The following is a 21,980-nucleotide window of genomic DNA, read 5'->3' on the forward strand; positions in this document are numbered from 1 at the left end:
CAGGATAGTACAGTGGGCAATTATCCTACCCGTCAGATGGATTTAGGCTACCTTCAAACCGGAAGCGATAATGGAGTATTAATACATAATGGTATTCTGACAGACAACCATTATGTACCTTTAGGCTTACCCATCCAAGAGTTCATACAAAGAGATAGGGATGATTATGGTAAACGTCATCAAAGACACCTGCGTCCTTTTGAAGAAAAGGAGAGTGCTAAATGGATTGAAGCCATTGATTTTGCCCGTAAATATGGACGTAAAACGGGTATATCGGTTGTACAAGTAGCTGATAAAGAAGCTGATGTGGCAGAGGTCTTCAATTATGCACTTACCCATCGACAACTCTTTATTATCAATGGCAGACATGACCGTAAACTCAAAAACAGTACTCAAACCCTGAAGCCCTATTTGCAAAGTTTAACCCCTGGTGGGATTGTTGAACGTTCGCTCTTAGATGCCAAAGGCAAAGCACACCTATGTGAGTGTCAGATTACTTTTGCAAAAGTTGACTTACAGGATTTAATTAAACCTATTTATGTACTCACCTTGCAGCAACTTCAACCTATCAAAGGACAAGACTTAGCCCATTGGATGATACTTACCAATGTGCCGGTAAAGACTTTAGCAGAGGCGGTAGCTATTATTGATACCTATACCCGCAGATGGACTACCTGTGAAGATTTTCATAAATGTCTCAAAACGGGTTGTAGTATCCAACAAAGACAATTACAATCCCCACAAGCACTCTTTAATACCATCAGTCTATTGAGTTTAATAGCGATTGGTTTATTAAGAACAAGATATTTAGCTCTCAAAGAGCATGCCCAGAAGACGACTAATCATCTGATTAATGAATTACTCTCACAGGAGGAGTTAATGATGGCTGACATAGCTGCCGATAAATATCTGATGCCTATTGACTTAACTTTTGCCCAGAAGCATACCAATTTATGGTTTATGCTGCTTTTAGCCAGGATGGGAGGGCATCAGGGTATCAAACAGGCTGGTATGCCCGGATGGCAAACAATCTGGAAAGGTTGGATTTATTTCCAGGCACTTGTTGATGGTCTCAATATGTCAAAGAACTTATTTTTACAAAAAAACCGTACTTATGGGTAAAACTCACGTTATAATAGAGAAAAAATACTATATATCTCATTGGCTTATGAGTAAAATTCTATAAATTGAAACCGACTAATTAAGTTAGAAACTTTAAAAAACCACGTAACCATCTACCTCAAATGAGCTTTTTGAAAAAACTTTTCCTGAAAAAAGAAGCAAAAGAAACGCCTATTCAATCATATGCAGATTTCTGGAACTGGTTTCAAATCCATGAGAAAGACTTTTTTGATGTAGTGAAGAATGGTGATTATATTGAAAAAGGCTTTTTCGACAAACTGGGGCCTAAATTAGACGAACTGAAAGAAGGATATTATTATCTAACAGGGATGGAGAATGATGATACTGCCGAATTGATTATAACGGCAGAAGGAAATTTAAAGAACATTGTATTTGTAGAAGAGCTAATTGCTACTGCTCCTAACCTTAAAAACTGGAAATTTACCCCACTAAAACCACCTTTGGATATTAAAGATGTAAATATTGCAATGGCTGGATATGAATTTTGTGGTGATAATATTTATTTCTATGCTAACGAACTTCTTGAATACCCTGATGAAATTGATATAACAATTATCCATAATGATTATAATCAAGACAATCGAGATCAGATTGTCAATGGAGTTTATATATTTTTAGATAATTACTTAGGCGAACTTAATTTTATAACTGGTATTGATGAAATCAGGTTTATTGAAAAATACAAAGCTGAAAAAGAACTCGTACCTATAAGCAAATTAAAAGACTTTTTAATCTGGCGAGAAAAAGAGTTTTTAGAAAAATATCAGGGTATTAGAAATGACAATGGTGCAGGTAACTATTCACTGATGGAAGCCAAACTTCAGAGTGGAAATATGCTCTTAGCAGTGATTAATACCGATTTATTGGATTGGGATAGTAAAGGCTCTCATCCTTGGATTGCCGTGTTAATTGTTCATTTTGACGCAGGTAATAATGGTATGCCTGATGATGACACAATGGCTTTGCTCGAAGAAATAGAAGATAGTGTATTAGCAAACCTAAAGGATTTTGATGGCTACATTAATATTGGTCGTCAGACTGCAGATGGAACAAGAGAGATTTATTTTGCTTGTAAAGATTTCAGAAAACCCTCCCGAATATTCTTCGATATACAGAAAGCATATACTGATAGAATTAAAATAGAGTATGACATCTATAAAGACAAATACTGGCAAAGTTTTGAAAGATTTAATACAGGATATTAATTCATGACAATCATACAAAAGAAAGAGTAATACAATTACCCTAACTTTAGCAGATATAATTACTTTATCAAAAGGCAGCTTTTTTTGATTCCTGAAAGTATCCTTACTGAAAGCCACTAAACCCCTTTAGTTTCATAAATAATCCTCATTTTCAAGAATTAAAACTCCCATCTTCCACTCCTCACATCAAATTAAACCCTATCTTTGACAGCACATAATTCAACCTCATATAACTTTAACCTAACGCATGAAAAAGTATTTAATCGGCTTTGCTATAAGTACTGTTTTAGTAGCAAACAATGCCCTCGCACAAGCATCTGCCAATCAAATCACTAAAGTTACTAATGTAAAAATCACCGATACTTTCTGGAAGCCGAAATTAGATTTATGGGCTACTACCACCGCCAACGATGTGCTGGATAAATTTGAAGCTAAAAACCTGGCTACGGCAGAAGAACGGGAGAAAAACAATGTCTTTAAAAATTTTGATGATGTAGCGCAAGGCAAAAAAGGCACAAACCACCACGCCGGACTACCCTGGTTTGATGGACTGGTGTATGAGTCGATACGTGGCATTGGCGATTTATTGAAACAACACCCCAACAAACAGGTCGAGGAACGCATTGATAAACTGATTGACCGGATTGAGAAAGCTCAACAGGCCGACCCTAATGGGTACATCAATACCTATACCGACCTGATGGAACCTACTCACCGTTGGGGAGATAATGGCGGTTTCTTACGCTGGCAACACGATGTATATAATGCAGGCATGTTGGTGGATGCAGGCGTGCATTACTATAAGTCTACCGGAAAAACCAAGTTATTGGAAGTAGCCACAAGGTTTGCCAATTATATGAGTGCACTCATGGGACCTTCACCCAAAAGAAACATCGTTCCGGCGCACTCTGGCCCCGAAGAAGCCTTGATTGAACTATACTGGCTTTATAAGCAAAATCCTGATTTGAAAAACAAACTGAAAGTGCCTGTCAATGCCCAATCGTATTTTGACCTTGCTACTTTCTGGATAGAAAACCGGGGACGAAATACAGGCTATCCGCTATGGTTGAGTTGGGGGAATGATAAATCGGAAAAATGGATTAAAGACCAGCAATATAAAAATCAGGAGTTCGGCAAAGCCAACCGTCCGACATGGGGCGATTATGCACAGGATTCTATTCCGGTTTTTCAGCAAAAAACTATTGAAGGACACGCCGTAAGAGCCACCCTATTGGCTACAGGTATCACAGCCGCTGCTCTGGAAAATCACTCACCTGAATATATCCGTACGGCAAATGCACTGTGGAGCAATATGGTAGGCAAACGTATGTTTGTTACAGGCGGGGTGGGTGCTATCCACAACGATGAGAAATTCGGCCCGGATAATTTTTTACCTACCGATGCTTATTTAGAGACCTGTGCGGCCGTTGGCGCAGGTTTTTTCAGCCAGCGTATGAACGAACTGACAGGCGACGCCAACTATATGGACGAGTTTGAGCGTGTCATGTATAACAATGTACTCACGGGTATTTCGCTATCAGGCACCCAATACACCTATCAGAATCCGCTTAACTCTGACAAACATGCCCGTTGGGACTGGCATTCTTGCCCTTGTTGTCCGCCTATGTTTCTGAAAATCGTGTCGGCACTGCCTGAGTATATTTACAGTCAGGCATCTGAAAAACTCTATGTCAATCTGTTTGTGGGGAGTTCGGCCAATATAGAGGTAACCAAAGGCATTCAAACGACCATTGAGCAAAAGACCAATTATCCGTGGAATGGCAAAGTAGACTTAAAAGTATCACCGGAAAAACAAAGCACCTTTACCTTATTAGTGCGCATTCCCGGCTGGGCGCAGAGCAAAGAAAATCCTTATAGTTTATACCATTCAGACATAAAAGCCCCTGTTAAACTCTCGGTAAACGGCAAAGCACAGGAGTTAACCATTAAAGACGGCTATGCAGTGGTAAACAGAACATGGAAAAAAGGCGATGTGGTAACCTTAGAACTACCCATGCAACCCAGACTTATTACTGCCAATGCTAATGTAAGAGATTTAAAAGATAAAGTGGCTATTGCTTCAGGCCCAATTATTTACAGTCTCGAAAGCATTGACAATGCAGACCTCAGCCAATTGAAAATTATCAAAAGCGAATCACTGAAACTTGATTTTGAGCCACAGACTTTAAACGGTATCAATGTCATAAAAGGAGTAGCTACTGATGGTCAGTCAAAAAAACTATCATTTACTGCTATCCCCTACTACGCAGTAGGCAACAGAGAAAAGCAAGGGTATCGGGTCTGGATAGATGCTTTAGAGGTGGTGAAGAAGTGATTTTTCTATCCTTCAATCTTAAGCAGGTGTGTATGGGAAATAAGGGGATGTATGTACTATAAAAGTTTCTGAGTAAGTTATTTTTATCTTCAAAAATCGTTTAAACATATAGTTACTAATTCGTGAATAAGCTAAAACTTTCACTTATTTACTTCAATTATTTCAGCACTCAATTCAATTAATATCCTACCTCTGTAATTTTCTCAAAAATAATTTGCGAAACCAGATAGTTGCATATATATTTGCAACCATATAGTTGCAAAATGGAAACAAGAAGAGATATTTTTCAAGCAATAGTTGACCCGACAAGACGGGCAATTATCACACTCATTGCTTTACAGGCAATGACACCCAACGCCATTGCCGAACACTTTGATACTACCAGGCAGGCTGTTTCAAAACATTTACGCATTCTGACAGAGTGCGAATTAGTTACGCAGAAGCAACAAGGCCGAGAAATCTATTACCAACTTGAAATAGATAAAATGAAAGAAATAGACCAATGGCTGTCTCAATTCCGGGAGATTTGGGAGGCACGTTTTAATCAATTAGATGATGTATTAGCAACACTTAAAAACCTAAAAAAATGACATCAGCATTATTATTCGACTTTATCGTAGATAAAGAGAATAGAACGATTACCATTAAACGTGAGTTTGATTCTGACCTTGCATTGGTCTGGGAAGCATGGACGAACCCCGAGATTCTTGATAAATGGTATGCGCCAAAACCGTTCAGAGCTGAAACCCAGAAGATGGATTTCAGAGAAGGTGGTTTCTGGCACTATGCCATGATTAATCCGCAGGGTGAAAAGCAAGGGTATAGCCGTTACGACTACCAGAAGATTGAACCTGAGAAAACCATAATTGAATTGAGAGGATTCTGCGATGAAAACGGAACTGTCAACCCTAATTTTGCGCGTACTACCTGCTCTAATGATTTCAGCGAAGCAGATGGTAAAACATTAGTTACTATTCATGCCCAGTATGGCAGTGTAGAAACGCTTGAATTTATAGTGAAAAATGGTTTCATAGAAGGTATGTCGGCTTGTTTTGGTAACCTTGATGAATGGTTGGATACTTTGAAAAAATAGCGTAAAACAAAGTCAGGTAGAAATATTTTTCTTTCTATCAATTGCCCCTCAGCTTTAGCTGGGGGGAATGCAAAATTGTATTATCTAATTTGGTTAAAGCAGGTCTTGATTATTATGTTTTACTATTAATTCAATAATTCACAATAGTATGGACGTACAAGAACAAATCAACGACTATATTAACAGTCAACCTGAACCGAAACGTAGTGAGATGCAGGCGTTGCACGAGCGCATACTTCAGCTATTACCAACAGGAAAATTGTGGTTTCTGGATGGGAAAGACAGCGATGGTAAAATTATTACTAACCCTACTATAGGGCATGGCTCTTATACCATACACTATGCTAATGGCACAACGAGAGAGTTTTTTCAAATTGGTTTGCTGGCAAACAAAACCGGAATTTCTGTACATATATTGGGTATAAAAGATAAGACCTACTTGCCCCAAACGTATGGGTCAATAATAGGTAAAGCAAGTGTAACCGGATATTGTATCAGGTTCAAAAGCCTGAAAGATATAAATATTGATATACTTGAAGCAGCCATAAGATATGGCGTTGCGGCTCAGTCTGGCGACGATTCATGAGAAAAAAAGACATTAAGCATAGGACTATTCAAGATTTTTAGCGTGCATGCTTTTCAGAAGTTCATAGAATTTTTTCACTGCTTTTTTTTCATATACTTCTTTGATTGACAGAATCATGATACTTCGCTTCATGTTTTTTCCGTCAATTGGGATACCTACTACTTCAGGGTCGTTTACGCTGGTATCACTCAGAATAGTATGCCAATTACCTGTTTTTACGATTTCAAATAAAGTAGGAATATCATTGATTTCCATACAGATATTCGGCTCCAAGTTTTCTTCGCCGAATGATTCCACAAAAAACTGAATGGTGCTATAGCCACTGAAAGGCAATGCCAATGGCAGTTTTGCCACTTCGGTCAGCGATAGGCTTCTTCTGTTGGCCAGCAAAGATTTTTTAGCAGTTACCAGAACCATATTTGCTTTGAGCAGTGTCTGACATTTCAGATGCGGCTCTTTGAGGTTTTCATGGAATGTCAGAATAAAATCAAAATGGTATAAATTGAGTTTTTCGAGCAGGTCTTTGGTAGTGCCAAATACCACCTGTATTTTGATATTGGGGTATTGTTTGGCAAACTCAATGAGTGTTCTGGCAAAAAGAATACGCATAGAGTAAATCACGCCGATAGTGATTTTTCCTGCATTAAGATTTTTTAAATCTTTCAGCACTAATAAACCTTCATTGGCTCTATTGATACTCTGCAAAGCATATTCACCAAATATTTCTCCGGCTTCAGTAAGGTTAATGCGTTTGCCGACACGATTAAATAACGGCACATGCAGTTCATCTTCTAACTGCTTGATTTGCTGTGAGAGGGTACTCTGGCTGATATTCAGCATTTTTGCGGCTTCTGTAAAGTTCAGTAATTCTTTGGCTTTCAGAAAATATCTGAGTTGGCGTAGCTCCATATTTCTAAATCGGTTTTATCGATTGATTTTATCGAAAAATAGCGTTTTGCAAATATAGATACTGTTCTGATATTTGTAGAATACAATTTCAAACAGAAAATTTTATTACTTAAAATCTAATCAATCATGAATGTTAAACTTGTTTTATCGCTATTACTTTTTACCATCGGCTCTGCTGCATTCGGTCAGGAAAAGCCATCTGCTAAAGCTGAAAAAGGCTTGATTAAAATATCGGTTATGTACCCTTATGCCGAAGGTAAAACCTTTAATATGGAGTATTATGAAACCAAACACATGCCTATGGTGGCAGGCTATTTAGGGGCAAATCTGGTTAAATACACCATCGAAAAAGGACTTGCCAGTGGTCTTCCTAACCAACCGTTGCCGTATATGGCTATCGGTACTTTTTATGTAAAAAGTCTTAGCGAGTATCAGGCAGCTGTAGGTCCGAACAGAGAAGCTATCAGGGCTGATTTCCCCAATTATACCAATGTTGCTCCGGTGATTCTGGTGAGTGAGGTAGTGAGGTGAGGGGGTTGATTTGCCAGTTTGGTTATTATCTTATGTTTGGCTAAAGCCAATTCAGGTATTTTCTCTTTTTACCCCCATTTGAAAATGAGGGACGCCGCGCGGGGCTATTGAAATAATATTTATTTAATCAATTGCCTCCATTTTTAAATGGAGGGTACTATATTGACATCATCTAATTGGCTTTAGGTACTGTCTTAAAAAACAACAAAAAAGTATAATTTTTTTTATCTTTACAACCTCAAAAGAAGAAGTTCATTAAGAGCTTCATTCTGTGTAGCCCCGCTTGTCGGGGCTACGTGTTTATATAGGTAATTCTGGTCATATTTTTAGTCATTTTTCCATAGGGAAAAAATAAGTACCAGTAACTTTCTCTGGACAGCAACGTAGGCTTTCATTTTGATTTTTGTACGTTCAAAAACTCATTCAAATAGGTTGAGAAAAGGTGTTTGTTGGTACTTTATGACATTAAAAGCGGGCATAAATAAGGCTCTTCTAATGCGATGATTTCCTTTTTTAGAGATTTTGGCGGCCGCGTCTTTTTTATGCTTACTCTTGCTTGGCAGTGATAGGTTTAGGCAAACTCAATGATGTAGAATACCTGAAAGCCATGCAATCTATTAATAGAGAAATACAGAATTCTTAGTGCTAATAATGAAGCCATTCAAGCACAGAGAATAATATTTGAGAATACATGGAATAGACTTAACCATGTCCGTACTATTTGTTCAGTTATTAGTGTTGTATTGTTAATCATTGGCTGCCTGTATCAATACAGACCAGTAAACAAAGCCAATCATTCCGCTATTACTATTCCTCAGAAAAACAATATCTGTATGCTTACTTAGGATAAAAATTGCTACTTGTTCAACCATCTGTTTTTATGATGAGCAAACCGTTTTTACCGAAAATAAACTGAGTACTGCCGTTCCTATATTCCTATTTCCATCTTCCTCATACACTAATTAGCTTTGTATCAGTAAGAAGCAGGAATTTATTTGTTTTGTAGCAATGAGAACTCATTATGTAATAGCCGCACCAAAAAAGAAAAAGAATATCAAGAAATCAGGCTGGAGGGCAATAATTATCCGCCTTTCCTATTGGTGGAGGAAGCAATTCAGATAAACTGTTATTTTACCGATGCTAAAGGTAAGTCAATAAAAAACGTTGTACCACGGCCATCTTCGGTTTCAAACCAGATATTACCCCCGGCATGCTCTACCCCTCGGCGAGCCATCGCTAACCCTAAGCCTGAACCTCCGATTTTTGTTGTGAAATTTGGCAAAAATACTTTCTGACGGTGATTCTCCTGTATGCCTGAGCCATTATCCTGTATTTCAATAATTACTTTATCCTCTTCACTTTTATAAAGACGCAGATTAATGATGGGTCTTTTTCCGGCTTGAACTGACTGAATACCATTGATGATAAGGTTAGTAATAACCCGACTCATAAACTGGCGGTCGCCCACTACCCATGCTTCTTTTTCTTTGATATAGGCATTTAAAGCAATTTTCTCATCTTCGGCATATAAATCGGCCGATTTCTGAATTAATGGTACTAAATCAAAAGTTTCATTGCGCGGCACAGGCATTTTGGCAAATTCTGAGAACGAATTGGCAATTTCGCTGATATTATCAATCTGCTCGGTCAATGAATTCAGGGCTCTTTCTATTCTTTCTTTCGCTTTTGGGTTGTCTACAGTTAATGTACGCTGCAATTGCTGAATAGATAGCTTCATCGGTGTCAGCGGGTTTTTGATTTCGTGCGCTACCTGTTTGGCCATTTCCCGCCAGGCTGTTTGTTTTTCGCTTAACGAAAGTGCTACCTTACTCTCCTCTAATTTTTTCAACATCTTGTTATACTCTCGCATCAAAAGCCCGATTTCATCGTCCGAATTCCAGTCTAATCGTTCGTGTAATTTATCTAAATTTGTCTTTTTCAGTTTCTGTGCCACAATTCTCAATGGGTTCGTCAAGACATTAGAAGCGAAATAAGAGATAATCAATAAAATCAGGAAAAGCCAGGTAAAGATATTCAAAATAGAAGCTACCACTTCTGTTACCTGATGGTCTAACACAGGCTTGGCATCAAAAAAAGGAATACCTATTACACCTAATGGCTTGCTATCCTGCCCTTTAATAAGCATATACGCTGTTTTGTAATTCAGGCTACCTAAGGTTTCTGTCAGTAATGCCTCGTTTTCCTTTTCTTCAATAATGCGTCGATAAGCTACCGGATTTATGAAATTAGAAATCAAGCCATACTCATACACCAACGGGCGTGTAGTCAGATTCAGTTTACCATCTAAATTATAAAGGTTTATATCTAACTTAGTATCATGTGCTAAATCGTTTATTTCTTGCTCTAAAAACGCTCGGCTCATGCGTTTCTGCGTAAAGTTCTCTAACTGGAGCTGAACAGTTGAAGTAATATTTTTGGTATTATCCAGATAGGCTTTTTCCTGATTATTTACAAAAGTTGAGTTAATTACGCTTAATGTAATAATTACTACCAGCACCAGAGGCACTAAAAATGCGGCATTGAGATACAACTGAATTTTGGTAGAAAAATTGACATTCATATTTCTGAAGCTATACTTTAAAGTATAAAGCGACATCACAAATACAATACAAAGTACCGATAACAAAAATAGAAAGGAGAAATTGGGAAAGACACTCTGCCATATCTGGTATTTCGACGAAATAACAATTTTACGGCCATTCTGCCCTATTTTACCTATATGATTGTAGTTATTTAACTCTACCCCTTTTTCATACAAATCTTTATTTTCTAACACCGATACCGGCAGTTTACGCATATAATTATAGTTGCCCGAGTTGAAAATCAATTGGTTTTTCTCGTCGTAAATGGCATAGCTGTAATTTTTGGTTTCTGGTGTTTGTGCAAATTTTTTATCCATCAATAATTCAGGATAAACACTCTCGGCAAACTCATCTCTCAGTTTCAATTCAAGCACCACATTACCTATCAGGGTATTATTCTTGCTGACAGGAATAAACGCCACATATTGCTTAATGAAATTGTTGCCGATGTCGTCTATAAAAAACACATCCGGATTATTGGTTTTATATTCAGGCTTGCGGAAATTTTCTTCATAATAAGCCAGGTTATTGGCTCCTTCTGACAAATCTAAAGAATTGCCATTTTTATCAAATGCCATTACATCTGTATCGTACCTGTCAAAATATAAATCCAGATGTTTACTTTTCACAATCTGCTGGGTTTGTTCACGTGCAAGTGTAGCTCTTGCCAGGGCAGTACTGATGGCCGTATCTTTTTGCACGGTTTGAACAACCCTTGCTAATAGGCCCTCTCCTAACACATCATTCTCTGCCAGATACTTCTGTCCGAATTTCAGTTTATCAAAAAAGTCTTTCTTCTGCTCTTCATGATAAATAACAAACATGGCTATAAACGCAAAAACAAAAGCCCCAGTAAAAAAATAAATGGTTGTTCTATATTTGAAATTATAAAAGAATCTTGGAAATCTATTGGCATATATCAATAAGAAATAAAACCCGACCACCAGATATATCCAACGGAACTGGTCTATAAGACTGATAGCTGCCAGGCCTATCAATGTGCCTATTAACCACTTGACAACAGCCATTCTAAAGTCTTTATTGAGCCTTAAAAAAAGGCTGCAAAGCAAATGATTAATCAGAAAGAATATAATTGACAGAATAATATAAAACAGCAGACTGGCAATTTTAAGGGACGAAAATGAAATAGTCAGCGCAAGATCTAAAGTAAACTGCGATTTTTCGTAAACACTACACAAGTTTCTGAAAAACAGACTTGTAATACCAATAGAAGTAGCCACAAGTACTACTGATATAATACTCTGAAATATTTTGGGAGTCTTGGAAAGATTAAAGTAAGTATTTGACCGATAGAAAAAAGTAACCAGATACCCTACCAATATAAATACAACAATCGCATTAAGCAACATATCGCCGAGCGATGGTGCTAAAGCACTGATGGTTAAAAACTTGGGATTGAAGAGGTTTGACTCATAGACAATAAAAGGGATGCTATTAGATAGCATCATCAGCCGAATGAAAATCAGGTAAGCAGCCAACAAAGCAAAGGCTCGCCCGAACTGATGTATCTTTATCAGATTAGCAATCCATAAAGCAATATAAACCCCCAGTAAAAGAATACTGATGGCTAATAGAAAAAGCGTATTGCTCGGGATATTGGAGTTAGCAAGTTTTTCTACCTGCGGCGGAATAACTGAGAACAGGAAATGGGATTTATCATCAGTAATATTCAGAAACGATGCTTTACTTGCCTGCTCTGATACCTGTTGTGGTTCGGTTGAGAAAATTTTATGGTTATAGCCATTGTGCAGATAATCGTTTTCGTTGTGGAATTTGCGATAAAGATTAATCAGTGAGAAAATCTCTATCTTACCTCCTTTGTCTCCGAATCTAATTGTGTTAACAATGTATTTACTATTGTCGGTACTTAAAAGCCTTGTTTCTACATTACTGATTAATTGCTGATAGGTAGGCACAAAGCGATGGTCTGACCAATACAATAATTGCCCATTACGAAAAATATAATAAGGATAAACCGTTACGGCCTCAAAGTTCAGAAATGTGCTTTCAGGGGCTTTCTGATACTTTGTACCAATGCTGAATAGTTCATCTTTAGACCGCACAATTTCAGTCTTTATTCTTTCTCTGATAGCATTTACATAGTGTTCCTGTGATGCCCTGGGGGCATTTTTCTCAAATAAAAAGAAATTCAGGGCAGCAGTGATAGCAAATACTATAGAGAGAATAAGGAAGAGATGTTTCTTTAATAACTTCAAATCCATGTTCACTAATTTATTCTCGGGGAAAACTAATCGAAAACCATGCCAAAACCAATCAGTCTTTCAGAATTACAAAGCCCATTCCGGCTTCAGTTTGTGTGTAGTCTATCTTTACGCCTATCAGATACATCAGATGTTTGCGGTCTATTACTACCTTTACGCCATCTACTTCATATACCTCATCCTGTTCGGTAGCTTTATCTAATCCTAAAAGGTAATTTGCAGAACAAGCCCCGCCTTTCAAACCTATTCTTAAAGCGTATCCGTCCGGAACTTGTGGCGAATTCAGTGTTTTACTAATTTCTTCTTTTGCTATTTCTGTAAATACTATCATCTGTTTCAGCACGTTATTCATCAGCATCAACAAAAATAATCACACTTTCATTACATTCGCTAATGGAGTAATGTATAATTTTGCACCACAAGATTCTGAAAAAAGAAAGATAATGGCCTTATTGACCGAATTACTAAAAATTCTTATACCTGTAGCAGCCGTTTTGTATGGCATGTACCTAACTGTTCAGACTTTTTTACAAAAACAGTTTGAGCAGAAACAATTAGAAATCAAGCAAAAAAATTCAGAACTCGTTACCCCTCTGCGTTTACAGGCTTACGAACGCATGACCCTGTTTTTAGAACGCATCACCCCCAATAATCTATTGGTAAGATTAGGCAATAGTGGTATGCAGGTACTTGATTTTCAGCAATTACTATTAAGAGAAATCAGAGAAGAATTTAATCATAACCTTTCGCAACAAGTCTATCTTTCGCACGAAGCCTGGGAAAAAATCCGTCAGGCGATGAATGAAGTCGTAGCTTTGCTGAATACCTCAGCCGGAGACCTGGCTACTGATGCTCCTGCCATTGATTTATCGAAGCGGGTTTTTGAGCGGGTAATCACTGAAAATAAACAACCAACTACTGATGCGTTGAAATTTCTGAAAGAAGAAATTCAGACTATGTTTATGTAGTAGCATTAGGGTTCTGCAAGGTTTTATGTATACGTTTGCGGCGTGATTTTGTCTTAAAATCATCGGTCAATACGCTTATGTTACCGTCCACCTCTAACATGGCCAAATCAACATCTTCTATTCGTTCAATGCCATGTTCTCTGATGGCGGCTTCAAGTTCGGCATGTGTAAAACCTGCTATCATTACGTTTTTTTCCTGTACAGCACCCTTATAAATGAGCATCATAGGTTGCCCTTGTATCAGCCTGCCAATAGAGTCATATCTGCCTATCAGCTTTTTCAGAATAAAATTGGCTATAAACAAGCCTCCTGCGGCTGTCAGCCCTCCTATTAATGAGTTATCAGGGCCTACCATTGCATTTTGTACGGCATTGCTGATAAGCAAGATAAAAACCAGGTCAATCACCGATAGCTGGGCTAATTCTTATTTACCAAACAGCCTGATGGCAAAAATCATAAACAGGTAAACAGCTACCGCACGCAACATTAAGCCTAAATAATAATCCATCATCTGATAAACTTATAGTATAGTCAAATTTAGCAAAACTTTTGTGTCTGAAAAAATCGTAAAACAATCTTCTTTATCGTCTCTCTTTTATTGTTTTTTGTCGCTATTTTTATTAATGTTGAGTATGATTAAGGCATAGACGCAACCAACATATCATTTTTTGCGTATTCACATCAGTTATGGTAAATCATTTGCCTGATAGTCCGGAAGAATTACTTATTGCAAGTGTGAAGGGTGACCGAAAAAGCCAGGAAAGGCTTTATAGGCTCTTCTATGGCTTTGCTATGGGGGTTTGTTTACGGTATAACCAGAATCGTGAAGAAGCATTAGAAATCGTGAACGATAGCTTTATGAAAGTGTTTACCAAAGGCGAGCAATATGATGCCAGCGGACGGCACTCGTCTTATCCTTTTAAAGCATGGTTCAGAAGAATTATCGTCAACACAGCGTTAGATTATTACAGGAGTCAACAAAAACACTATTTCCACGAAAATCTTGATGAAGCATACGACGTTTCTTCAACCGAAAGTAATGCTTTGAGCCAACTGAATCATGACGAACTAATGGAGCTCGTACAACGATTACCTTCAGGTTACCGAATGGTATTCAACCTGTTTGTAATTGATGGGTTCTCGCACGAAGAAATAGCACAGCAACTACAAATTTCGGTAGGAACATCAAAATCAAATTTATCAAGGGCACGGGAAGCACTCCGAAAAATGATTATGAAAATTGAGGGTGCATTAACTGACAATAAAAATTAGCAGGCTTTCTGTAGCAGAAGCCGTTTAAATAAAATGAGCAAAAACTTACATGATTTATCAGATGAAGAGTTTGATGACCTTTTCAGAGATGCTGCTGAAAAGTCGGACATCGGCTTTGACCCTGAAGCATGGAACAAAATGAGTCAAAAACTTGATACGGCTTCTTCGCCTCCGTCAAGCTCGAAAAAAGGAGGTAATTCATTGAAAAAATGGGGATTACCTGGTATAATTCTATTGTTATTACTGATTACAGGTACTTACTTTATGGTAAGAAAACCTTCAGGAGTAGTAGCAGAAACAAATGCAAAAGCTAAAGAAAATTCGGTAAAGCAAGCAGGTAAGGTTGTAGAAAAAGATGTAGCAACAGATAAAGTAGGTACAGAGAAGCAGGAAAATGCCAAAGAAACGGCCATTGAAAATGGTAAAGTTCAGCCAGAAAAAACAATAGATACTGATAGTCAGAACGATACCAAAAAGACTAATGAAGCATTAAAATCTATAGATAAGGTAGCCGATAAATCAGCAAAGACATTTTCACCAAAAACCAATCAGAATCAGGAAAAGAATAATAGAGATTTAACTTCGACTACCCAATCATCTAATCAAGCTGAAACAAACGCTGTTAAAAGTTCCAAAAAGCCAGCCATCGCCTCAGCAGATAAAAAAGCTGATGATAAAAGTGATACTTATGAAACTGGCAAAAATTCTAACGATGAGTTGAAGCCTGCAAGTGTAAAAAATGCCAAAGTTTCTAAATATAAACTAAGAAGTAAACCACAATTAACTGCTTTACCGGAAGAACAAGTTAATAGTACCAAAATAGGTATTGATAATACCAAGCAGGCCTCTGCAACTAAAACTGATACTATTGGGTCAACTAATGAAATTGATGGTAGCTTGAAACCTATTACACAGAATCAGACTTTAACGGTCGATTCGGCAGAAACCATTGATAAAATGCAATGGACAACTGTGAGGATGCTACCTGCCCATCAACCTAAGTTTGAGGTTCATTTAAGACTGCCTGATGTTTATTATGTAGAAAATCTGCTTCAAGGCCGTATAGTCAGTCTTATGAACAACTCAGCATTCAAAACAGGACTTAGTTTACGTGTAGCCTTATCACCGGATTTAAGTTTTATCCCATCAAACAAGATATTTAAAGTAGGTAATAACTGGGCTGCAATTGTCGAATATCGTTTCAATAATCGTTTGAGTGTCCAGACAGGTGTGATTCGTTCGATGAAGTACTATGGCGCACTGCCAAGCCAATATGAATGGAATGCGTACTGGACCATGCCATCGCCCCTGAAGGATATTGATGCAACCTGCAAAATGTTAGACATTCCATTGAATGTACGATATGATATTTCACAAAAGCCGAATAGTCGCTGGTTTGTAGGCGGTGGATTTACCAGTTATATAATGTTGAAGGAAGAATATCGTTATAACTATGAAAATCCTTATGACCCGAATATCAAGCGTACCAGTTGGGAAGGCAAAACAGGAGCCTATCCGTTTAGTGTGTTAAATCTGTCAATGGGATACGAACATCAGCTTTTCAGACGTTTAACTTTTCAGGCGGAGCCATTTTATAAAGCTCCTTTAGGAAAGATAGGCTACGGGAAAGTCAGGTTGGCAACAGCAGGGGTATTTTTCTCTGTTAAATATCCTTTTTAGAGTGTATATTGGTACACAAATTGCTATTTTTGAATAAAAAATCATGCTCATGAAAAAGATTCTCTTATTAATAACGCTTATTACAGGTAGTTATAACTCATTTGCACAGGAAACCAAAGCTCCCAAGCAAGCCAAAGAAATACAATGGATAAGCCTGCAAGAGGCGTATATGCGTACCCAAAAAGAACCAAGAAAAACTATCGTTGATGTATATACGGCGTGGTGCGGATGGTGTAAGGTTATGGATAAACAAACTTACACCAATCCGGATGTGATTGATTACCTGAATAAAAACTACTATATGGTAAAGTTGGACGCAGAAACACGTCAGGAAATAGTAGTGGGAGGCACAAAATATGTGTTTGACGAGAGCAGCAGAACCAATCAGGCAGCTATTGCATTACTACAAGGTAAATTGAGTTATCCTACTACGGTTTTTCTTGATGCCCAGTACAATATGATTCAGCCTTTGCCCGGCTATCTTGATGCGAAGGCCTTTCATCAGATTATCACCTTTATCGGAGGTGATAATTATAAGAAAGAGCCTTTTGAGCAATACAAGGAGGGCACTTATAAAGAAACTTTTAAAGGTACTAAATTATAGTCGATAGCATAAATTGTTTTGAGTTCAACGGACGTGCTGAATCTAACTGAAAGGTTCAGCTCGTTTTGTTTTTATTCATGACTATAATTTGTTGTTGCAAAGATACGAAGCGGGTATTTACGCTCATAGCGTAAAAATACGCAATTCATTAGGGGTTTTTACGCATTGAACTTATCAGAAATTGGTAAAACGTGCTTTTGGCGCACTCATACAGAGAAGATTTATTGCTTACTTATGACTACAGAACAGGCTTTAAGTAACAATACCATAACATTATAAAACAAAAAACCCGATAAAGAGAGACGCTTTATCGGGTTTTTATTGTTTCTAAATATTACTCCTCTAAGAAATCTAAGTCTTTTCCGTGTGTTTCCGGTATAGTCAGGGTTGAATAAAACCCAATGGCAAAGCACAATGCCCCTACAATTGCTCCGGACATAACTACGCCTTGACTCGGTTTAAATAAATTAAAGAGAAAAGTCATAATTACTACTGTGCCACGCACCATATTCGGTACAGTTGTGGCTGCAGTAGCTCTCAGGTTTGTACCAAATTGTTCGGCACCTACGGTAACGAACATGGCCCAATAGCCTGTTCCTAACCCCCACCAACAGCAGATGGCATACAGCATATTGGCACTTTTTACACCGCCCGAAAACAAGAAAAACAATACGCCTATCAGTGCAAAAGACATCATAGCCGCAATGGCTTTTTTACGGGAGTGGAACCAATGGCTAATAAGGCCGCTGAACAAATCACCAACCGAAATACCAACATAAGCCCACATAATGGCTAAACCCGGGTCAACTTTTTCGGTTATACCCATTGCTTCACCAAACTCATTGCTGAAATAGGTAAGAATACCAATACAAAACCAGGTCGGAAGCCCTATTCCTATACATTTGATATATTTCGTAAATCGGTCCCAGCTATTAAAAAAGGCAAAGAAATTACCCCTTTCTACATGTTTTTTGTTCACTACATCTTTATAGATTCCTGATTCGATAACACCTACCCGAAGCAGTAAAAGAGCAATACCCAAAGCACCACCTACCAGATAGGCAATTGTCCAGTCGCCTGAAAGTTTCACTGTAAAAGTAGCAACCACCGCACCAAGCAAACCAATACCTGCCACTAAAGAAGTACCAATGGCACGTAGATTCTTGGGTAATACCTCAGATACAAGCGTAATACCTGCGCCTAATTCCCCAGCTAATCCTATACCTGCAATAAAACGAAGCCATTTATAAGCCTCTACTTTATCCATAAAAGTAATATGAGGAATAAGTCCACAGGCAATATTAGCCAATGAATAAGTAATAATAGAACCGAAAAGTACTGAAAGCCTGCCTTTCTTGTCGCCTAACACACCCCATAAAACGCCACCAATCAGGAGTCCAATCATCTGATAGCTGATAATCTTTGCGCCTATTTTTGAAATTTCGTCCTTCGTAGAAAGTCCGAGACTTTCAAGGCTTTGCACACGCACAATACCAAATAATTGAAGGTCATAGATGTCAACAAAATAACCAAGTGCGGCAACAATTACAGGAAGACTAAAAAGATATTGCAAGGTAGTTTTTTCTTGCTTCATAGTGTTTAGGTAAATTTGATAGTTATTTAGGTTTGGTAAGGTTTCATAAAACAGGTCGGATAATACTATCCGACCTGTTTTTATAGCGGGTATATCAGAGTTCTTTCACAACAATATTCTTCCATCTTACTTTAATTCCGCCACCGCTATGAATTTGTAGTGCCAGAATACCATCTCTTTCGCCAATCTTAGGGTCATCTAATTTAATCATTTCAGTTCCGTTCAGAATAGTAGTTACTACATTATCTACTACCCTTACAGTCATGGTATTCCACTCACCCATTTTCAAGGCTTTATCTTTTTCAGGGTCTGGTTTAATTATCCAACCACGACCATGAGACTCATAAATACCGCCTGTATTATGGCCGGGAGGGGCTACTTCTGCCTGCCAGCCTGTAATGGTAGTACCGGCAATTGATGAATGAAAAAATACACCACTATTGCCATTGGCTTCCTGTTTAAAATCAAGGGTCAGTTCAAAATTCTTGAATTTCTTTTCTGTACCTAAATAACCGTATTGTTTGTCGGGTCCGCTTTCACATACTAAAATACCATCTTCTACATACCATTTTTCAGTACCATATACCACCCATCCGGTCAGATCTTTGCCATTAAAAAGTTTTTGTCCTTTGCTTTTTTGTGCAAAACTTAAAGTTGAAATCAATAATAAAGTAATAGTCAGGAAACGAAGTTTTGTTTTCATTTTGAATAGAGTTTATTTACTGTTACAAAGAAAAGATAAATTTCTTATCTTGCATCACCAAGCAAAAACTATTTCTATGATAAAGCGGATATTCAGCATTTTTCTTTTGTCATTTTCTCTTTTAAGTTCCTTTTCTTTTGCACAGAATTCATTGTCGAAAGAAACTTTTGATGGATTAATCAATAACAAAATTCCTATTTTAATGACCCTTACTTTCGATGATAACCTTATCTACGGAACGTTGGTCTATAAAAGAGTAGGACAAGCCATTAAAATAGTAGGTTCTTTAGAAAATGGCAATGTGTTACTGCATGAGTTCGATTCTAAAACAGAAGTAACAGGCGTTTATTACGGCACAAAAAAAGGCGATGAAATTACAGGCTTCTGGTCAAAGCCTAACAGCGAAAAAGAAATGAGTTTTAGTCTGAAAAAGGCTTCAGAAATTAAAATAGAATCTGCTCCTATCAACACCACCGGAACTTATAACTATAGTTTTGGCAAAGAAGGAGGAACGGGTAGCTTATACGTAAACCAGATTAGCAAAGATAAAATCATTGTTGAAATGCAGTCGCTCAGAGGCGCACCAAGTTATAACCAGGCTATTATTGAAAAAACCACCCTCAAACTCAACGGAAATCAGGCCTTGTATGAAAACAATGAGTTTGGCAAATGTAAACTAAAAATCATTTTCTTTGAGGGTGGCGCTACCATTGTATACCAGGACGAAGCCTTTGAGTGTGGATTTGGTAATGCCGCAACCGTAGCGGGAAATTATCTGAAATATGATAGTAAAGTGCCCAAGTTTGAAAAGCAGGATTGATTGATAAAGTCGCCCTGATTTCTCCGGATATTACTTCCCGAAATATGTTTACAAATAATGCCCCAATCTCATCAATAAGATTGGGGCAGATTTTTACAGGTAATTACATCCATTTTATGGATTTGTTCATGGCTATAAAGTTTTCGTATGAAAAATTTATAGGGCAAAGGTAATCATAATGTGTGTTGTATTTTAGCGTAAAAAGTCCCGAATCATAGCGTAGAAATACTTAAATTCTATACATTTCAAACAATTAAACTAAAAAACCTGATGAAAAAACTATTTACTATCTTATTCTTAGCAATCTCCGTATCCTCTTTTGCACAAACTGACGAAGAGCAAATCAAAGCCAGTATCAATCAGGTTTTTGATGGTATGCGCAAAAATGATACGACACTTATCCGCCAAGTATTACACCCTTCATGTTTTCTGAAATCAATCGGGAAAAATAAAAACGGAGAGGTAAAACTACAGGAAGACCAGATCATTGATTGGTTGAAATCAGTCGGCACCAAACGTGAAGGGGTAATATTAGATGAAAGGTTATTGTCTTACGACATAAAAATTGATGCTGAAATGGCTATGGCCTGGACTCCCTATGAATTATATGTGAGCGATAGATTTATTCATTGTGGTGTGGATTTGTTTACGCTGATGAAAACCGATAAAGGCTGGAAAATCGTAGGCATCGTTGACACACGTCATAAGGATAATTGTAAGAAATAACATTATTGAACGTTAATTGTTTTTTATAGAAATAGTAAAACCTGCCATGAAAAAGATGATTATCATTGTAGTAGCACTATTGAATGCTACCTACATTTTTGCTCAGAAGAATATTTTTATTGCCTCTGACTTAACCAAAGAAGGCGAATTTACTAATAATTGCGAAGGGCCATCGGTAGATAAAGATGGGAATATCTATGCCGTAAATATTAATCAGGATGGTACTATTGCTAAAGTTACGCCCGATGGTAAAACGGCTGTTTTTCTGACCTTACCCAATGGAAGTGTAGGCAATGGCATTCGTTTTGGAGCAGAAAATATCTTTTTTGTGGCTGATTACACACAACACAATGTGCTGAAAGTTGACCTGAAAACCAAACAGGTAAGTGTATTGGCACACGTTCCAACCATGAATCAGCCGAATGACTTGGCTATTATGAGCAATGGTACTGTTTTTTGCAGCGACCCCAACTGGAAAGAAAGCACCGGACAAATCTGGAAAGTAACTCAGGACGGTAAAGCAGAATTATTAGTAAAAGACATGGGTACAACCAACGGCATTGAGGTTAGTCCTGACGAGAAAATATTGTATGTGAACGAGTCGGTACAGAAAAATGTATGGGCTTTTGATATTACGCCACAGGGCACATTAACCAATAAGCGACTACTGATAAAATTTGAAGAAGGCGGCATGGACGGTATGCGGTGCGATGCTGAGGGAAATCTATATATAACCCGTCATGGGCTGGGTATTATAGATATTGTTTCACCACAAGGTAAGTTGATACAAAATGTAAAAATGAAAGGTAAGCTGACTTCGAATATCTGCTTTGGTGGTAAAGATGGCAAAACCTGCTATGTAACCCTACAAGACCGCAAATGTCTGGAAACCTTCCGCAGTATTAATCCGGGTAGAGAGTGGAAGATGATGCGGAAGTTTAAGTAGGTATTAAATGAGTTTTGTC

The 21,980-nt window shown here is 37.7% G+C and carries 22 protein-coding genes; 14 read left to right on the forward strand and 8 right to left on the reverse strand.

Annotated features, from left to right (window positions below; translation table 11 throughout):
• The 6 genes from EWM59_RS00005 to EWM59_RS00030 form a co-directional block, all read left to right on the forward strand.
• Nucleotides 1–1,122: IS4 family transposase (locus EWM59_RS00005; RefSeq protein WP_130018865.1), on the forward strand; the 1,122-nt coding region annotated here is incomplete at its 5' end.
• Nucleotides 1,123–1,244: 122 nt separating this feature from the next.
• On the forward strand, nucleotides 1,245–2,348 hold the full coding sequence (locus tag EWM59_RS00010; protein ID WP_130018866.1) for a DUF695 domain-containing protein: 1,104 nt from the start codon (nucleotides 1,245–1,247) through the stop codon (nucleotides 2,346–2,348).
• 247 nt (nucleotides 2,349–2,595) lie between these two features.
• Nucleotides 2,596–4,683, forward strand: coding sequence for a glycoside hydrolase family 127 protein (locus tag EWM59_RS00015; RefSeq protein WP_130018867.1), 2,088 nt, complete (start codon nucleotides 2,596–2,598; stop codon nucleotides 4,681–4,683).
• Nucleotides 4,684–4,946: 263 nt separating this feature from the next.
• Nucleotides 4,947–5,273, forward strand: coding sequence for an ArsR/SmtB family transcription factor (locus EWM59_RS00020; protein ID WP_130018868.1), 327 nt, complete (start codon nucleotides 4,947–4,949; stop codon nucleotides 5,271–5,273).
• Nucleotides 5,270–5,776, forward strand: coding sequence for an SRPBCC family protein (locus EWM59_RS00025; protein WP_130018869.1), 507 nt, complete (start codon nucleotides 5,270–5,272; stop codon nucleotides 5,774–5,776). The genes EWM59_RS00020 and EWM59_RS00025 overlap by 4 nt, the downstream gene beginning before the upstream one ends.
• A 148-nt stretch (nucleotides 5,777–5,924) precedes the next feature.
• Nucleotides 5,925–6,362, forward strand: coding sequence for a DUF1801 domain-containing protein (locus tag EWM59_RS00030; RefSeq protein ID WP_130018870.1), 438 nt, complete (start codon nucleotides 5,925–5,927; stop codon nucleotides 6,360–6,362).
• 24 nt (nucleotides 6,363–6,386) lie between these two features.
• Here EWM59_RS00030 and EWM59_RS00035 read toward each other — a convergent pair whose 3' ends face one another.
• The gene (locus EWM59_RS00035) at nucleotides 6,387–7,271 is read right to left on the reverse strand and encodes a LysR family transcriptional regulator (protein WP_130018871.1); all 885 of its coding nucleotides are present in this window, start codon (nucleotides 7,269–7,271) and stop codon (nucleotides 6,387–6,389) included.
• Nucleotides 7,272–7,397: 126 nt separating this feature from the next.
• Between EWM59_RS00035 and EWM59_RS00040 the strand changes: the two genes are divergently transcribed.
• Nucleotides 7,398–7,802 carry an EthD family reductase gene (locus tag EWM59_RS00040; protein ID WP_130018872.1) on the forward strand — a complete coding sequence of 135 codons (405 nt, stop codon included), beginning with the start codon at nucleotides 7,398–7,400 and terminating at the stop codon, nucleotides 7,800–7,802.
• Between the two features lie 419 nt (nucleotides 7,803–8,221).
• On the opposite strand, the gene EWM59_RS28735 is transcribed toward EWM59_RS00040, so the two are convergent.
• The 4 genes from EWM59_RS28735 to EWM59_RS00060 all read right to left on the reverse strand — a co-directional run bounded on the left by EWM59_RS28735 (nucleotide 8,222) and on the right by EWM59_RS00060 (nucleotide 12,979).
• A complete protein-coding gene (locus tag EWM59_RS28735) occupies nucleotides 8,222–8,365 on the reverse strand; it encodes a transposase (RefSeq protein WP_130019100.1) in 144 nt (47 codons plus the stop codon).
• A 183-nt stretch (nucleotides 8,366–8,548) separates the two neighbouring features.
• Entirely contained in the window at nucleotides 8,549–8,674 is a 126-nt protein-coding gene (locus EWM59_RS28520) for a hypothetical protein (protein WP_262709068.1), read from the reverse strand.
• Nucleotides 8,675–8,928: 254 nt separating this feature from the next.
• Complete coding sequence (locus tag EWM59_RS00055; protein WP_130018873.1) at nucleotides 8,929–12,648, reverse strand: sensor histidine kinase; 3,720 nt, start codon at nucleotides 12,646–12,648, stop codon at nucleotides 8,929–8,931.
• Between the two features lie 52 nt (nucleotides 12,649–12,700).
• Nucleotides 12,701–12,979: a HesB/IscA family protein gene (locus EWM59_RS00060; RefSeq protein WP_130018874.1), complete on the reverse strand. Its 279-nt coding sequence runs from the start codon at nucleotides 12,977–12,979 to the stop codon at nucleotides 12,701–12,703.
• Between the two features lie 112 nt (nucleotides 12,980–13,091).
• Between EWM59_RS00060 and EWM59_RS00065 the strand changes: the two genes are divergently transcribed.
• Entirely contained in the window at nucleotides 13,092–13,616 is a 525-nt protein-coding gene (locus EWM59_RS00065) for a DUF7935 family protein (protein WP_130019101.1), read from the forward strand.
• On the opposite strand, the gene EWM59_RS00070 is transcribed toward EWM59_RS00065, so the two are convergent.
• Nucleotides 13,609–14,022: a DUF421 domain-containing protein gene (locus EWM59_RS00070; RefSeq protein ID WP_207219921.1), complete on the reverse strand. Its 414-nt coding sequence runs from the start codon at nucleotides 14,020–14,022 to the stop codon at nucleotides 13,609–13,611. The genes EWM59_RS00065 and EWM59_RS00070 overlap by 8 nt on opposite strands.
• Nucleotides 14,023–14,303: 281 nt before the next feature.
• Between EWM59_RS00070 and EWM59_RS00075 the strand changes: the two genes are divergently transcribed.
• Genes EWM59_RS00075 through EWM59_RS00085 form a run of 3 tightly spaced genes read left to right on the forward strand, consistent with a single transcriptional unit; the run spans nucleotide 14,304 to nucleotide 17,172 of the window.
• Nucleotides 14,304–14,888: an RNA polymerase sigma factor gene (locus EWM59_RS00075; RefSeq protein WP_130018875.1), complete on the forward strand. Its 585-nt coding sequence runs from the start codon at nucleotides 14,304–14,306 to the stop codon at nucleotides 14,886–14,888.
• Nucleotides 14,889–14,921: 33 nt separating this feature from the next.
• Nucleotides 14,922–16,568: a hypothetical protein gene (locus EWM59_RS00080; protein WP_130018876.1), complete on the forward strand. Its 1,647-nt coding sequence runs from the start codon at nucleotides 14,922–14,924 to the stop codon at nucleotides 16,566–16,568.
• A gap of 49 nt (nucleotides 16,569–16,617) precedes the next feature.
• Nucleotides 16,618–17,172 (forward strand): thioredoxin family protein, encoded by a 555-nt coding sequence (locus EWM59_RS00085; RefSeq protein WP_130018877.1) that lies wholly within the window; start codon nucleotides 16,618–16,620, stop codon nucleotides 17,170–17,172.
• A 334-nt stretch (nucleotides 17,173–17,506) separates the two neighbouring features.
• Here the strand turns inward: EWM59_RS00085 and EWM59_RS00090 are convergent, their stop codons facing one another.
• The gene (locus EWM59_RS00090) at nucleotides 17,507–18,766 is read right to left on the reverse strand and encodes an MFS transporter (protein ID WP_207219922.1); all 1,260 of its coding nucleotides are present in this window, start codon (nucleotides 18,764–18,766) and stop codon (nucleotides 17,507–17,509) included.
• A 94-nt stretch (nucleotides 18,767–18,860) separates the two neighbouring features.
• A complete protein-coding gene (locus EWM59_RS00095) occupies nucleotides 18,861–19,469 on the reverse strand; it encodes a 3-keto-disaccharide hydrolase (protein ID WP_130018879.1) in 609 nt (202 codons plus the stop codon).
• Nucleotides 19,470–19,620: 151 nt separating this feature from the next.
• Between EWM59_RS00095 and EWM59_RS00100 the strand changes: the two genes are divergently transcribed.
• From EWM59_RS00100 to EWM59_RS00110, 3 genes are all read left to right on the forward strand, one after another.
• The gene (locus EWM59_RS00100) at nucleotides 19,621–20,289 is read left to right on the forward strand and encodes a hypothetical protein (protein WP_130018880.1); all 669 of its coding nucleotides are present in this window, start codon (nucleotides 19,621–19,623) and stop codon (nucleotides 20,287–20,289) included.
• 270 nt (nucleotides 20,290–20,559) lie between these two features.
• The gene (locus EWM59_RS00105; protein WP_130018881.1) at nucleotides 20,560–21,015 is read left to right on the forward strand and encodes a nuclear transport factor 2 family protein; all 456 of its coding nucleotides are present in this window, start codon (nucleotides 20,560–20,562) and stop codon (nucleotides 21,013–21,015) included.
• Between the two features lie 46 nt (nucleotides 21,016–21,061).
• Nucleotides 21,062–21,961: an SMP-30/gluconolactonase/LRE family protein gene (locus tag EWM59_RS00110; protein ID WP_130018882.1), complete on the forward strand. Its 900-nt coding sequence runs from the start codon at nucleotides 21,062–21,064 to the stop codon at nucleotides 21,959–21,961.
• The last annotated feature ends 19 nt before the right edge of the window (nucleotides 21,962–21,980 follow it).

It is taken from the genome of Emticicia agri (genome assembly GCF_004168285.1).
Classification (GTDB): domain Bacteria; phylum Bacteroidota; class Bacteroidia; order Cytophagales; family Spirosomataceae; genus Emticicia; species Emticicia agri.

Excerpts from the sequence above, each read along its gene's own strand:
- EWM59_RS00010 (WP_130018866.1), top strand. The coding sequence starts at position 1,245 with ATGAGCTTTTTGAAAAAACTTTTCCTGAAAAAAGAAGCAAAAGAAACG.
- EWM59_RS00015 (WP_130018867.1), top strand. The coding sequence starts at position 2,596 with ATGAAAAAGTATTTAATCGGCTTTGCTATAAGTACTGTTTTAGTAGCA.
- EWM59_RS00020 (WP_130018868.1), top strand. The coding sequence starts at position 4,947 with ATGGAAACAAGAAGAGATATTTTTCAAGCAATAGTTGACCCGACAAGA.
- EWM59_RS00025 (WP_130018869.1), top strand. The coding sequence starts at position 5,270 with ATGACATCAGCATTATTATTCGACTTTATCGTAGATAAAGAGAATAGA.
- EWM59_RS00030 (WP_130018870.1), top strand. The coding sequence starts at position 5,925 with ATGGACGTACAAGAACAAATCAACGACTATATTAACAGTCAACCTGAA.
- EWM59_RS00035 (WP_130018871.1), bottom strand. The coding sequence starts at position 7,271 with ATGGAGCTACGCCAACTCAGATATTTTCTGAAAGCCAAAGAATTACTG.
- EWM59_RS00040 (WP_130018872.1), top strand. The coding sequence starts at position 7,398 with ATGAATGTTAAACTTGTTTTATCGCTATTACTTTTTACCATCGGCTCT.
- EWM59_RS28520 (WP_262709068.1), bottom strand. The coding sequence starts at position 8,674 with ATGGTTGAACAAGTAGCAATTTTTATCCTAAGTAAGCATACAGATATT.
- EWM59_RS00055 (WP_130018873.1), bottom strand. The coding sequence starts at position 12,648 with ATGGATTTGAAGTTATTAAAGAAACATCTCTTCCTTATTCTCTCTATA.
- EWM59_RS00060 (WP_130018874.1), bottom strand. The coding sequence starts at position 12,979 with ATGATAGTATTTACAGAAATAGCAAAAGAAGAAATTAGTAAAACACTG.
- EWM59_RS00065 (WP_130019101.1), top strand. The coding sequence starts at position 13,092 with ATGGCCTTATTGACCGAATTACTAAAAATTCTTATACCTGTAGCAGCC.
- EWM59_RS00075 (WP_130018875.1), top strand. The coding sequence starts at position 14,304 with ATGGTAAATCATTTGCCTGATAGTCCGGAAGAATTACTTATTGCAAGT.
- EWM59_RS00080 (WP_130018876.1), top strand. The coding sequence starts at position 14,922 with ATGAGCAAAAACTTACATGATTTATCAGATGAAGAGTTTGATGACCTT.
- EWM59_RS00085 (WP_130018877.1), top strand. The coding sequence starts at position 16,618 with ATGAAAAAGATTCTCTTATTAATAACGCTTATTACAGGTAGTTATAAC.
- EWM59_RS00090 (WP_207219922.1), bottom strand. The coding sequence starts at position 18,766 with ATGAAGCAAGAAAAAACTACCTTGCAATATCTTTTTAGTCTTCCTGTA.
- EWM59_RS00095 (WP_130018879.1), bottom strand. The coding sequence starts at position 19,469 with ATGAAAACAAAACTTCGTTTCCTGACTATTACTTTATTATTGATTTCA.
- EWM59_RS00105 (WP_130018881.1), top strand. The coding sequence starts at position 20,560 with ATGAAAAAACTATTTACTATCTTATTCTTAGCAATCTCCGTATCCTCT.
- EWM59_RS00110 (WP_130018882.1), top strand. The coding sequence starts at position 21,062 with ATGAAAAAGATGATTATCATTGTAGTAGCACTATTGAATGCTACCTAC.